This window comes from Microcoleus sp. T3_A4 (assembly GCF_036700465.1).
In the GTDB taxonomy this organism is placed as follows: domain Bacteria; phylum Cyanobacteriota; class Cyanobacteriia; order Cyanobacteriales; family Microcoleaceae; genus Microcoleus.
Map to the genome: position 1 here is coordinate 26,013 of NZ_JAUBOY010000057.1, position 13,541 is coordinate 39,553.

Annotated in this window: 9 protein-coding genes; 7 read left to right on the forward strand and 2 right to left on the reverse strand. The window is 47.1% G+C overall.

What is annotated here, in order from left to right; all coding sequences use genetic code 11:
* Nucleotides 1-143 precede the first annotated feature (143 nt).
* Entirely contained in the window at nt 144-1,346 is a 1,203-nt protein-coding gene (locus QUA07_RS25470) for a catalase (RefSeq protein ID WP_333330758.1), read from the forward strand.
* Nucleotides 1,347-1,583: 237 nt separating this feature from the next.
* On the opposite strand, the gene rpsD is transcribed toward QUA07_RS25470, so the two are convergent.
* Complete coding sequence (gene rpsD / locus QUA07_RS25475; protein ID WP_172190738.1) at nt 1,584-2,192, reverse strand: 30S ribosomal protein S4; 609 nt, start codon at nt 2,190-2,192, stop codon at nt 1,584-1,586.
* Nucleotides 2,193-2,388: 196 nt separating this feature from the next.
* On the opposite strand from rpsD, the gene QUA07_RS25480 reads away from it, so the two are divergent.
* Entirely contained in the window at nt 2,389-3,018 is a 630-nt protein-coding gene (locus QUA07_RS25480; RefSeq protein WP_333330760.1) for a hypothetical protein, read from the forward strand.
* Between the two features lie 152 nt (nt 3,019-3,170).
* The gene (locus QUA07_RS25485) at nt 3,171-3,518 is read left to right on the forward strand and encodes a rhodanese-like domain-containing protein (protein WP_333330763.1); all 348 of its coding nucleotides are present in this window, start codon (nt 3,171-3,173) and stop codon (nt 3,516-3,518) included.
* A 92-nt stretch (nt 3,519-3,610) separates the two neighbouring features.
* Here QUA07_RS25485 and QUA07_RS25490 read toward each other — a convergent pair whose 3' ends face one another.
* Nucleotides 3,611-5,335 (reverse strand): AAA-like domain-containing protein, encoded by a 1,725-nt coding sequence (locus QUA07_RS25490; RefSeq protein WP_333330766.1) that lies wholly within the window; start codon nt 5,333-5,335, stop codon nt 3,611-3,613.
* A gap of 310 nt (nt 5,336-5,645) precedes the next feature.
* Here QUA07_RS25490 and metK point away from each other — a divergent pair, with 310 nt between their 5' ends.
* The 4 genes from metK to QUA07_RS25510 all read left to right on the forward strand — a co-directional run bounded on the left by metK (nt 5,646) and on the right by QUA07_RS25510 (nt 13,207).
* A complete protein-coding gene (gene metK, locus QUA07_RS25495; RefSeq protein ID WP_333330769.1) occupies nt 5,646-6,908 on the forward strand; it encodes a methionine adenosyltransferase in 1,263 nt (420 codons plus the stop codon).
* A 207-nt stretch (nt 6,909-7,115) separates the two neighbouring features.
* Nucleotides 7,116-8,291 (forward strand): family 10 glycosylhydrolase, encoded by a 1,176-nt coding sequence (locus QUA07_RS25500; RefSeq protein ID WP_333330772.1) that lies wholly within the window; start codon nt 7,116-7,118, stop codon nt 8,289-8,291.
* A 459-nt stretch (nt 8,292-8,750) separates the two neighbouring features.
* The gene (locus tag QUA07_RS25505; protein WP_333330774.1) at nt 8,751-10,667 is read left to right on the forward strand and encodes a HEAT repeat domain-containing protein; all 1,917 of its coding nucleotides are present in this window, start codon (nt 8,751-8,753) and stop codon (nt 10,665-10,667) included.
* Nucleotides 10,668-11,242: 575 nt separating this feature from the next.
* Nucleotides 11,243-13,207, forward strand: a complete 1,965-nt coding sequence (locus tag QUA07_RS25510) for an ATP-binding protein (protein WP_333330777.1) — start codon at nt 11,243-11,245, stop codon at nt 13,205-13,207.
* The last annotated feature ends 334 nt before the right edge of the window (nt 13,208-13,541 follow it).

Below are 13,541 nucleotides of genomic sequence, written 5' to 3' on the forward strand. Positions count from 1 at the left end.
TCAAAAATGAGGAATAAAAAGGCGATCTTTTCGCAAGCGATCAGCTACGGCAATTCGGAAGCAATTGCACCAGCATTTATACTGTTTAACAGATGCAACGGTTTGTGTAGAGCTTTTTTTAGCGATTAACCAAAGGTTATGTTATGAACAAGAAGTTATTTACCGAATATCCCGAACAAGACGAACGCAAATATTACGATCTTTTGGTTGAGCAGGCCAAGCTTCGGATGGATAATCTTTACGGCAATAAGGAGCGGGCGCTGCGAGATACTCACGCCAAAACTCATGCTTGCGTTAAAGGAACTCTGGAAATTTTTGACTTTGATGAGGAAGCGATTAAACGGGAATTGGGCAAACGCGCTTCGTTAAGTTCTTCGCAACTGAATGCGATTTCCCTTAAGCAAGGTTTGCTGGCCAAACCCAAACAATATCCTGTTTGGTTGCGATTTGCTAACGGGGCTACCAAAGTATACCCTGATTACCAAAAAGATTCGCGCTCAATATCACTGAAAGTGATGGGGGTGGAAGGGGAACGACTCACGCAAAGCCACGAGTCAAAAACCCAGGACATCATTGTTCACAATTCAGAGATATTTGTGAGCCAAACCATCAAAGATTACTACGGCTTTTTTTCTGCTCTGGTTGAATCACCAGAGACATTGAAAAAGTGGCTAATCCGACATCCCAGACACTTTCTAGCGGTCTCGACGCTTACGGGTAGCCGGACTCCGAAGAGTTTGCTAACAGCAAAATATTGGAGCGGTTCACCCTCTGCGTTGGGTCTCAATCCCGATTTCGATCCCTCCCAGCCTGGTCTAGTTCCTGTCGAATATCCTGCTGTAATTAAGTATGGGTTTACTCCGGTTTCATGCAAACCTCCGCACGAGATAATTCCCGAACAATCTCGACCGGGAATTCCTAAATTTCCCTTTGTCGATCGCGCTAAAGCCTTGGGTTTAGATCCCAATAAACCAGACAATTATTACCGCGATGATCTAATTCAAGCCTTGGCGAAACCTGATGCCCAATACTGTTGGGATTTTGGCATTCAGTTCCAAACCAGCTTAAAAATGCCGATCGACGATGGCATCAATGTCTGGAAGGAAAAGGATTCACCCTTCTTGAGAGTAGGTCGTCTCACCGTCAAGCATCAGATTATTGATTATGAAAAACAATCGGATTTCAACGAAAACCTGAGATATTCTCCCTGGAACGGCTTAGCAGTTCATCGTCCTGTAGGTGCGATCAATCGCATACGCGGTGTTGTTTACCCCGTTGTAGCGAATTATCGCCTTCAAAAGCGAGGTCTTGTCCACCAAGAACCAACCGGAGAAGAAACTTTTTAAGGGAATAATTTTTGTCGGGGACATCCCACCGGAAACGATATTAACAAGCGAAACCTTCAAAAAATCCCATCCCTTTTTAGGGGGTGGGAATGTTGAAAATTATTAATTTTTAGTGATTCAGTCCTTAGTCCTCATTATTCAGTAGCAATTAATCAATAACTGGGTTCGTACCCAATTATTAATTATTCTGCTAGCAACCAACTGATGACTAATGACCAACGACTGATGACTAATAAATTAAGCTTGCCGTGAGTAGTATTCCACCACTAGCAGTTCGTTAATCTGTAGAGCAATCCACTCGCGTTCGATAACGCCGTTAACTTTGCCAACCAGTTTTTGCTTATCAAATTCCAAGTGATTCGGCAAGTGAGCCAAGCCTGGGTCTTTGAGATTAGCTTCTACCATTGTGCGCGAGCGCTCTCTATTTTTCACAGCAACCACATCACCAGGCTTGCACTGATAGCTGGCGATATTGACTTCACGGTCATTGACAGTTATGTGACCGTGATTTACCAATTGTCTAGCGGACGGAATGGTTGGAGCCATTCCCATCCGAAACACAGTATTGTCCAAGCGCATTTCCAAAAATTGCAGTAACACTTGACCTGTGGAGCCCGTGACACGGCGGGCTTTGCGGACGTAACGGAGCAGTTGGCGTTCCGTCACACCGTAATTGAAACGGAGTTTTTGCTTTTCTTGCAAACGAACCGCATACTCAGAGAGCTTTTTGCGGTTTTGACCGTGCTGTCCAGGCGGATAATCTCGTCTGGGGGTTTTGCGGGTTAGACCCGGCAACTCTTTCAGGCGACGGACGATTCTCAATCGGGGGCCTCGATATCGAGACATTTATTTTCCTCTCTAATATCTGTATGCAATTTTATGCAGACTCTATATTATATGTTGGTAACGGTCAAAATTCAAATAAAGATCGATAAAAAAACGATCGACCGCAGCGCGAGCCATAATGTGAGGTAAATTCTGAAGGAAAAGCCGATCGCTCGATCGCCCCAATCAGCCAAAAGAACTCACTACTCGATCTGCCATGCACAACCGCAATTTTTCCCGCACTTCTTCCCCAAAGCCAGCACCGACAGGCTCAAACCCTACCGCGCGCTGGATATTAGCTCTCGGCACGCAGCTAGCAGCACTCGGTTTGTTGGCAACAGCACTGCCAATCTCACCAGCATCAGCCATCACTATTAGAATCCCTCGCTCTAGGAATCCCTATCGCGTCTGCGCCCTAGAACTAATCGAAGCCGGAGTGGGGGCAGAGGCAGCAGCCGCCGCTTGTGCTGACGCCCTCCGCCCCCGCGACATATCTAAATGCGCCCTCCAAATCAACCGCAAAACCAATATTTCGGGTGTCGAAGCGCTCTCTAGCTGTCGGCGGGTGAGGCGTCCCAAAGAATTGGCTACTTGCGTAGTGAATATTAACGGCAAAAGTCGAACTCAACCTGCTGATCCCCTGGTAGTGCTCGATGGATGCCGCCGCAGTTTATTACCACAACAGTTTTCTGAATGCGTAGTCGGTTTGAGCGGCAGGCTCGACTTTCCCACTGACAGGTTAATCGCCACTTGTCTTGACCCCAGAGACAGCGTGAGCCAGTTGGACGGACGCCCTGCACCGACGCCTCCTGTGGAGCTAATTTCACCGCCTTCGCCCCCCAATTAATTTGTCAGTTGTTAGTTGTCAGTGGTCAGTTGTTAGTTGTTATTTGTTAGTTGTTATTTGTTATTCCACAGCTATTAGCTACTGCCAATCGCCAACTGCCAACTGCCAACTGCCAACTGCCAACTGCCAACTGACTACTTTTTTATAATCAAATGTCAGAAATTTTTGCTCAAATTACAGTCGAAGAATTAGCTCGTCAATTAGCAGAAACCAATGCTGAGAAATTGCAGCTTGTAGACGTGCGGGAACCTTACGAAATTGAACTCGCGGCGCTGCCGGGATTTGTAGCTTTTCCGCTGAGCGAGTTTGCCGAATGGTCTGGTGCAATTGACGCTAGACTCGATCGCGACACCGAAACCCTAGTTCTGTGCCACCACGGAGTGCGATCGGCTCAAATGTGCCACTGGTTAGCCACTCAAGGATTTACTAACGTTAAAAATATCGTTGGCGGCATCGATGCTTACTCAATGGTGGTGGATCGAACCGTCCCCCGCTATTAACATCACATCCAGTTCTTAACTATCGTTTTCTTCAGAGTCCGCGCGGGCGGACTTTGTATCTGTATAAGCGAAATATATTTCCCCCGAATTACCTAATTAACAGCAGCCAATCGAAAATTTAAAAGCTTACTCATAGTGAGCCGATCGCGCCCCTGCCTTTTCGAGTCATAAAGAGCCTCATCAGCCGCCATTAGCAGCGTTATCGCATCATTTTCCTCGCTCGGAACAACGCTGGCAATTCCGAAACTAATCGTTACCACAGAATTAGGTAGACCGTCAAGACTCTGCGGGTTAAAAAGAATATTCAAATCTTTCACTTTCGCTCTAATTTGTTCGGCAACAACCACAGCCGCCGACGCATCAGTTTCAGGTAAAATCACAGCAAACTCCTCGCCCCCGTAGCGAGCAGCTACATCAGCAGGCCGCGGGAGCGATCGGCGAATTGTCTGAGCTACCGATCGCAAACACTCATCTCCTGCTTGATGTCCGTAGGTATCATTATATATTTTGAAATAATCGAGGTCGCACAAAATTAAAGATATCGGAGACCCCTCGCGAGCCATATGTTTCCATTCCGTTCGCAAGCAACTATCAAAATACCGTCTGTTGCCAATTTGAGTAAGTTCGTCCACATTCACCAAAGCTTGCAATCTTTGATTTTCTTGCTGCAACTCCTCAAAACGAACCACCAATAACTTGTCCTGGCACAAATTTTGCCCTTGAAAATACAGGCGATATAATTCGCAAGACAAACTACAGTTATTTCCCTCTAATTTGACCAATCCCATGCTCTCTAACTGATAAGCCATCAAAGGTTCAAGGTGAATGCTATTTTTAGCAGCGACAACTTGTTGGAAGGCGGAGGCGAGTTCGGGCTGCTGTTGAATGGCGATCGACTGATTTTGCAAGTAGTCGCTATAAATTCCGCTGTGAGTAGGAGCTGCTGTTAAAAGTTCTGCCAACTTGGCTAGCCCCAGTTCCTGCCCTGGTTCATCCCGATCGACTGAGAGGCGATTTTGTTGCAAAATTGCCAGGTGATACAGCGCTAAATGCACTAAATAAGGATGCCCGCCTACCATGTTCATTAATTGCTCGATCGGATCGCTATTGCTCCAGTTCAGTCCGTGTCTGCACGCCAAATCTTGAACTTGTTCAGCAGTAAATTCTGAGAGTTTCATCGGCATTCCTACATTAAATGGAGATTGATTAAGCCTCAAAGCAATATAAATTTCGGTCGAATGAATGACAACAATGCGGAGTTTTTGCCAAGTAGTACTAGCGCGAGCTTGTTCATACCAAAAACGGATAATAGAAAGAAAATCTTGAGCAATGTTAGTGCGTTCAAATATGCGATTTATTTCGTTAATCACCAAGATAATGGGACTATCAATTAGTTCGAGCAAATAGTTTTCAAAGTAAATTGTGCAGCTTACCTTGCTGCCCATATCTTCATCCCAGAATTCATCAATATTTGGTTCGAGTTTGAGTTGCCGAGCGACATTGACACAAAGCCAGCGTAAAAATTTATCTAAACTAGCAAAAACCGCTGCGTCGGCTTGCTGAAAGTCTACAGTTACTGTGCGGTATCCACGATCGACTGCCGCGTGAATTATCCGCAGCATCAGCGAACTTTTGCCCATTTTTTTGGGAGCTTTAATGCGAACAAGGCCTCCGGGTTTGCTAATTTCTGCACAGACCAACGCTTCGGCCCCTGAGCGCTCAATATAAAATGGAGAGTCAAGCGGTATGGGGCCGCCGGGAAAATCTAGGTCGGCAACTGTTTGGATCGAGTTTGGTGATTTTTGGAGTCCAGCCATAGTCATTGTGCAAGGCGATACCCTGACTGTATCTTACTGTGCGTCAACCTTTGTCAGGTTAGGAAGTAGACGAGCGGTGTCCAAGATCGATCGACAATCCTACAAAATCTAAGTTTTTAGGGACTTCCCGGAACTGACTTTGCTATAGTAGTGTCACTTTACCCAGTCTCAAACCCTGCTTCAACACGGCTCTGCAGACCGACAAAAATTCGACGGTAGCCCAGACGCGCTCATTCTTGGCTACCGGAAAAATAACTCGTCGGTCGTCAATGTCGCGCAGGAAGAGCCCCCATCAAAGGAGAAATAATCATTGTCACGTCGCTACCTGTTTACCTCTGAATCGGTCACTGAAGGCCATCCTGATAAAATCTGCGATCAAATTTCAGATACGATTTTAGATGCCTTACTGACTGAAGACCCCAAAAGCCGCGTCGCAGCCGAAGTTGTCGTCAACACCGGCTTAATGCTGCTGACGGGCGAAATTACCACTAAAGCTCAGGTAAATTACATAGAATTAGCCCGGAAAAAAATAGCCGATATTGGCTACATTCACGCTGACAACGGCTTTTCAGCCAATAGTTGCTCAGTGTTGGTGGCTCTGGATTCTCAGTCTCCCGATATTGCTCAAGGGGTGAACACAGCCCACGAAAGCCGGGAACAATCGAGTGAAGAGGAATTAGACGCCATTGGAGCCGGCGACCAAGGTTTGATGTTCGGCTTTGCTTGCAACGAAACGCCGGAAATGATGCCTCTGCCGATCAGTTTAGCGCACCGGATTTGCCGTCAACTGGCCGCAGTCCGCAAAACCGGTCAGTTATCTTACCTGCGTCCCGACGGCAAAAGCCAAGTTACAGTCATCTATGAGGACGGCAAACCCGTTGGCATAGATACGATTTTAATTTCTACGCAGCACACCGAAACGATCGGCGACATCACAGACACAGCCGCAGTTCAAGCCAAGATCAAAGAAGACCTTTGGACTGCTATCGTCCAACCTGTGTTTGCCGATATTAGCGTGAAGCCGGATGCAGAAACTCGCTTCCTTGTCAACCCTACCGGCAAATTTGTGGTCGGCGGGCCTCAAGGAGATTCGGGTTTGACGGGCCGCAAAATTATTGTGGATACCTACGGTGGCTATTCCCGCCACGGCGGCGGCGCTTTTTCTGGGAAAGACCCCACCAAGGTAGACCGCAGCGCGGCTTATGCTTGTCGCTACGTTGCTAAAAATATCGTAGCTGCTGGTTTGGCCGAAAAGTGCGAAGTGCAGTTGAGTTATGCGATCGGCGTTGCGCGGCCGGTTAGCATGATGATCGAAACTTTTGGCACTGGAAAAGTTGATGACGATCGCCTTTTGGAAGTTGTGAAGCAGCATTTTGAACTGCGTCCTGCGGGAATCATTCAGGCATTTAACTTGCAGAATTTGCCTGCTGAAAGAGGCGGCCGTTTCTATCAAGATGTGGCGGCTTACGGTCACTTCGGACGCACTGATTTAGATTTGCCTTGGGAGGAAACTGATAAGGCGGAACTTTTGAAAGCAGCTTTGAGCCAGCAGTTGTCTGCTGTTGCTGGATAGTACAATTTTGGGGCGTGTACTGCGCCCCTTATCCATAAATAATATCGGGTGCTATCAATGAATGTAGGGTGCGTACTCCGCACCTTATTCATAAATAATATCGGGTGTTCTTCGGCGCATCTTATCCATAAATAATACCGGGTGCTACCAATCAATAATAACGTAGCGGGTTCAGTGCCCACCTTCAAAGAAAAAAAGACTAAATAAATGCGCTTTTTCACACCTTTCCAATCAGCAATTCGCAGTTTTGCCTCTTCCCTCCAACAGCGGTTGGCGACGACTGGATTTTCTGCACCAAATCCAGCAACGCTGCCCAGTTCGTTTGCAACTAACAATCCTGGTGGAATTCGCGGCGTTTGGATAACCACCACTGACTCCAAAGTTCTAACATCAAAAGAGCGAACTGCTGAGGCAATGGACTTTCTCGCCGATACGGGATTTAATACCGTTTTTCCTATAATTTGGAGCCAGGGTTATACGGCTTATCCTTCTCAGATAATGCGAGAAAACTTTGGGGTGGAAATTGACTCGCGCTATCAAGGTCGCGACCCTTTAGCGGAAATATGTGTTGAAGCCAAGAGAGTTGGTTTAAAAGTGATTCCTTGTTTTGAATACGGATTTGTGAGTTCTTACAATCGCAAGGGCGGTCATTTGCTGGCGAAAAAACCTGAGTGGATTGCCCGTGATGCCAGCGGCAATTTACTTAAGAAAAATAACTTTGACTGGATGAATTCTCTTGACCCGGAAGTGCAAGACTTTGTGCTGGGGTTGATGCTGGAAGTTGCTAAGAATTATCCGGTAAACGGCGTTCAAGGAGACGATCGCATTGCGTTTCCCGTAGAAGGCGGTTACGACGAAAAAACGGTTAAACGCTATCGAGAAGAATGCGGGAGAGCCGCACCATCGGATTGTAAAGAACAACATTGGGTGCAGTGGCGCGCTGATATTATTACTGGCTTTGTGGCTCGTTTATACCGAGAAGTGAAAGCGATTAATCCTGATTTGTTGCTATCGATGTCGCCGAGTCCTTATGACTGGGGACTGGTGGAATATTTGCAAGATTCTAAAGCTTGGGTTGACAAAAACTTGGTGGATCTGTTTCACCCGCAGTTTTATCGCCGCGATTTTAATGCTTACAAACAATTGGTCGATAAAATGATGTCGGGACAGCTTAGCGGGCAGCAAGTAAAGTGCGTGTCGCCTGGTATTTTGTTGACGAATCGAGGCAGCAAATATAGCATAACTCCCGAGCTGTTGTTGCAAGTAATTGCTTACAACCGCTCTCAGGGCATTCAAGGAGAAGTGATGTTTTTTTACGAAGGTTTGCGAGATAACGATAACGCTTTGGCTAAGGTTTTGAAAAAAGGGCCCTATGCTCGTTGAGAGATTGTCCCGGAATCAAGCTGTTTCCGGTTGGCTGCGGTCAACCCCGCCGATCGCTATTCCAAACCAAGTTGGTATAAAATAAGATGTGGCACCATTCTCCATAAGCTTTGATTAACAGGCAAGATGCCTATTCCACAAAGGGTGAGTTTTCTTGTGGAACAGCTATCTTGCCTGTTGCTGACAATGGTGCAAGATGGGAGGATAAAATGATATAGCAGAGTTAGGCTATCTCAAAACCCAGCAATGCGAAGCAGCAAGCGCTACTAATTGTCAAGGTGATTGCCCCAACAAACCCAATAATTAATAATTGGGGAGTTGCAAAAATAGTGGAATAAGACATATTTTAGAAGTGGGTGCAAGCTTTTTTTTAGAAGTAGCGTTTTGTAGACACCATATTTTTTAAAGACAGTTTAAAAGAGCAATCTCAACCGCTCGCCAAAATATTAGGATAAATCAGTGACCTCAGCAGCAAGCCTCATCGAACAGCTACCCCAGCTCAGCGATGCTCAATTCCATCAAAAATATTTGAAACAAAAACAAGGGATGCGAACCTTGGCGACTATATTGCCGCAAGTAGAACAGCAAAGTCTGGCGTTGCGGGCAGTAAAATTAGCTCTAAAAGTAAATTTAAAACTCGGCTCGAAGCTAGCAGGAACGGTAAAGCCAGAATTTCAAATAGCCACAATAAAATTAATCGACAAAATCCCCACTTCGCCGCTGCTCAAAATTCAACTGCTGGCCCTCACAAGTTCAGATATGGCAATTCCGATGCTGGTGGCCGCATTGAACCACAAAGAAAGTGCAGTGCGCCTGGATGGGATTCGAGCGATCGGGAAAATAGGCTCCGAAGCAGCAGTAATTGAATTAGCCCGATCGCTCGAATCCAAAGATTCCCAAATCCAAGCTTGGGCCGCTTGGGCTTTAGGAGAAATTGACTCGAAATTAGCCGCCGTAGCACTGCTCAAAGCCATCAAACACCCAGAGTCGAGGGTGCGCGCCTGGGCTGTTTGGGCTTTGGGCAAAATTAACCCGAAAACAGCCGTCCCCGCGCTGCTCAAAGCCCTCAAACACCAAGACTCCGAGGTTCGCTGGCGGGCTGCCGTCAACTGCGGGAAAATCGCCGTCTCTGAGGTAGTTCCCGGGCTGCTGAATGCCCTCAGAGACGAAAATCACATCGTCCGGGCTAGGGCCGCGGCGGCTTTGGGGAAAATCGGCGATTGTGAGGCAGTACCCGGCTTAGTAGAATTGCTTCACGACGATCCCGACTCCTATGCAGTTTCTTTGAGGGCCGCCGAGGCCTTGGGACAAATTGGCACGGAAACGGCTGTGGCCGGGCTGGTGCAAGCCCTCAACCATGACGACTCAGACGTGCGCGGCAGTGCAGTTTCTGCCTTGGGGGAAATCAGCAGCGAGGTGGCTATGGTGGCAGTAATCGGGTCGCTCTCGGATCGAGATATTTTCGTGCGTGGCAGGGCGGCGGTTGCCCTGGGGAACATCAATACAGAGGGAGATGCTAAATTGCCCAAAATGGTGGTCGCGGGACTGGCGAGCGCAATTGGCGACACCGAATCTTATGTGCGGTGGAGAGTTGCTGCTGCTTTGGGGGAAATTGGGACAGAGGAAGCTGTGGCAGGTTTGGTGCGGTTGCTGGGGGACGAAAATTCTGGAGTGCGCCAAAAGGCTGTTAAATCCCTCGGTCAAATTGGCTCAACGGCTGCTATTGTTGCTCTGGAAACAGCTTTAAATCGCGAATTTGCTGACGTTCGGGCGCTGGCTGTCCAATACTTGGCGGATGTCAGCAGTGAGGCAGAAACAGTTGATTTTGATTCCTCAGTCTCTGCAGATTTATCGGGTGAAAAACTGCCGAAAATCCTGATTGCTTCGCAAGTAGAAGCCAGTGAATACATTGTCGATCGCGCTGTGGGGCGCCAGATCAAATACCTGATATCGATCGGCAGTCCGGGTGTGCCCGAACCCAAAACTTTTCATCAAATCCCGAACCGAATGTGTCTGGAGTTTAACGACCTCGACACCCCCGTTGACGACCCCGATCAAATCTTGCCTAGCCTTGAGGATGTACTGAAAATTATTGACTTCGCCCTCAAAATTTCGTCGCAGAGAGGCAGTTTGCTGATCTGCTGCCAAAGTGGGATCAGCCGTTCAACTGCCACAGCTTTGATTGTTTGTGCTGCGCTGTTGGGTCGCGGCAAGGAACGGGAAGCTTGGGCGGTTGTGCTTGCCGCCAGACCCCAAGCCAAGCCGAATCGCTGGATGGTACACTTGGCCGATGAAGCTTTGGGTAGAGACGGTAAGCTAGCACTGGCGATCGAATTGACTACCGCAACTCCAGAACTCGCAATCGCCAACAGTTGACCTGCAGAAAGCGGGTTTCTTTTCGCAAGCCCTACAGTTATACTCAACTAACGACACTTCACCTCAGACTTGTCTTTGCGGGGCAACGATGCCAAAAGTCGATCGCCAGGGTGCAAAAGTTCGATCGGCTGCTGCATTTGTGACATTCTGTGCTAGGAAGTTGTCGGATGCTCAACAAAAACCGTTAAGCAATCGTCGCATTGCTGGCAGCCAAAGTCCAAAGCGAAGGAATCGGGTGCATTGTCAACAGACAATATCAGCTTTGGGCTACTCACAGGCAAAACAGGTCTGAGAGAATTTTCTGCCTGTAACATTCCACGCAGGGATAATTCACTGCGGGGATAAAGTTTTATTTTTTTTTGCCTGCTGCAGACTTTTACGAGTCGAAAAAGTAATTTGGCAACAGTCCTCAACAGCCTAATTATCTCTTAGACATCAACCGAATTTAAGTTTCTCCTCTGACTCGACCAGAGTTTCAGATGCTTTTTCGCAGATGTCTACCGTCAAATAGACAAGATTTTCCGTTTGGAGAACTTAAGATCGTGATAGATTTTAACAGAATACAGGGGTTGCATATGTCAAAAATTAACTTGCTAAAAAAAACAGGACATGAAGCAAGTTTCTCGGTTGCCGTTTGGGAAGACCAGGGGGAATTGAATCCAGACTTAGAACCATTTAACCCGCCGAAAAAAAACGTGAAAACGCGAAAGGTTAACCAAAAAAATACCAATTTAGGTAAACAGATGCCAGTTTTTATTTCCGGAGAAGTGGCTTCTATAGAGACCGTGAAGAAAAAAAAAGCCAACCATGATTTTGTAGAAACATTATCCTTAAAAGTTAGCAAAAGTTTGCCATCTAAAATTGGCGGTTTGCCTATCCATCAAAAAATTGGCTACGGGTATTTGCTGGCAATAGGAATCGGCTTTCTTGGCTCGCTGAGCGGACTGGTGATTGCCGATTACTACCAAGGACAAGGATTAAAGCAATTCAATGATGCTCATCTACAAGCGCAATTGCTCGGCAATTTTAAAGATGCAGCGCTGGCGGCCCAATTGCAGGGTTCACAGCTAGATTCTTTTGTAGATAATTCAACCAAGCTAAAACAGCAAGAAGAGCAGTTGGTTAAGAGTATTGTTAAGGCGAAAAATCTGCGGTTGCGTATAGAAAAGTTTGTAGACAGCCAGCCCGCTTGGCTGGCAGCAAAACCGGAAGTTCTCAAGTTTTTGCTGCAAGATTGCACAAAAAAATTAGAAGCATACGCCGATACTCTCCAGTCAACCTTGCAGACAATCCAGCAATCGCAACTATCGCCTCGGGAGATAGAGTCTGCCAGAAAATTGCTCGCCATCGAAAGTGGAGAAGGTGTAAAACAGCTCAACAACAGCCTTGAGGAATTGAGCAAAATCCTCGATATTGCCCAGCAGCAAGAAGGCCAAGGTGGTGAAGTGATGGAAGACGCCCAAGGAATGGAAAAAGCCATAATTATTATTAGTATGCTGCTGTCGGTAGTGGTGGCTGGAATGGTGGCTTACCGGACGAGTCGGGCGATCGCCAAACCTGTGATCAGCGTCACTAAGGTGGCCGAACAAGTAGCCGCCGAGTCTAATTTTGACTTGCGAGCCCCCGTCACGGCACAAGGCGAAATAGGCTCTCTGGCTGTCTCTCTCAATCACCTAATCGAGCGGGTTTCGGAACATACAAAAGAATTGAAACAAGCTAAGGAAGCCGCCGTCACCGCTAACACTGCTAAAAGCCAGTTTTTAGCAAATATGAGCCACGAATTGCGGACGCCTTTAAATGCGATTATCGGCTACAGTCAACTACTTTCAGAAGATGCCCAGGATGCGGGATTTGATGAGTTTGTACCCGACTTGCACAAGATTCAGACAGCCGGCACGCACCTGCTATCTTTGATTAACGATATTCTTGATTTGTCAAAAATTGAAGCGGGGGGTATGAAACTCGAAATCCAGGAGTTTGACATCGAATCCCTGGTTGACAATGTTGCGAGTGCCGCGAAACCGTTAGTAGAGAAAAATGGCAATGTTTTGGAGATTGAGTGCGATCGAACTGTGGGCATAATGCACGCAGATTTCAAAAAAGTCCGGCAGGTTTTGATGCACCTGCTGAGTAATGCTGCGAAGTTCACCAAAAACGGCAGAGTGAAACTGAGTGTCAGGCGCATTGAAGGCAGTGGCAAATTGAATACAGCAGGGCGATCGGCGATTGACGATTCAATGGCTGCCGATGAAACTCATTCTGCGGCGATCGCTTGTCCCCTGCTGAATGTTCAAGAGTCGGATTGGATTTGTTTATCTGTTAAAGATAGCGGAATTGGAATGTCGGAAGAACAACAGCACAAATTGTTTGAAGCTTTTGTACAAGCTGACTGTTCATCAACGCGACCGTACGATGGCGCGGGATTGGGGCTGACACTTAGCCGCTACTACTGTCAGATGATGGGCGGGGAAATTTTGGTAGAAAGCGAAGAGGGAAAAGGGTCTATTTTCACTGTCCGTATACCAGCAGGAAACGGGTGATGTAATTTTTGGGCGAGAGATGTAGAGGGGTAGGCAGAGGGGCGAAAATGTATGTTTCAAACCTCTGGCTTTATGTCGAAATGCTTTAGTCTTGTCAGTGGGGGGCGATCGCACTCTGTTAATTCTAATTGGGGCTTGCTGAATAAGTGGTTCAAGTAAACAGTGTATAGATTTTCGGACGAAGAAAGGTAGTAATGGTGCAAGAAAAACAGGTATAATGACTCAAAACCCGTGCATCACCATTTGCGCTCGTGTACCGAAAAGCTGAGCTTGCCCCAAGCCCCCCATCCGATTTTGAACTACCCTTTGAAGGAAGGTTGTCAGCAGATAACCG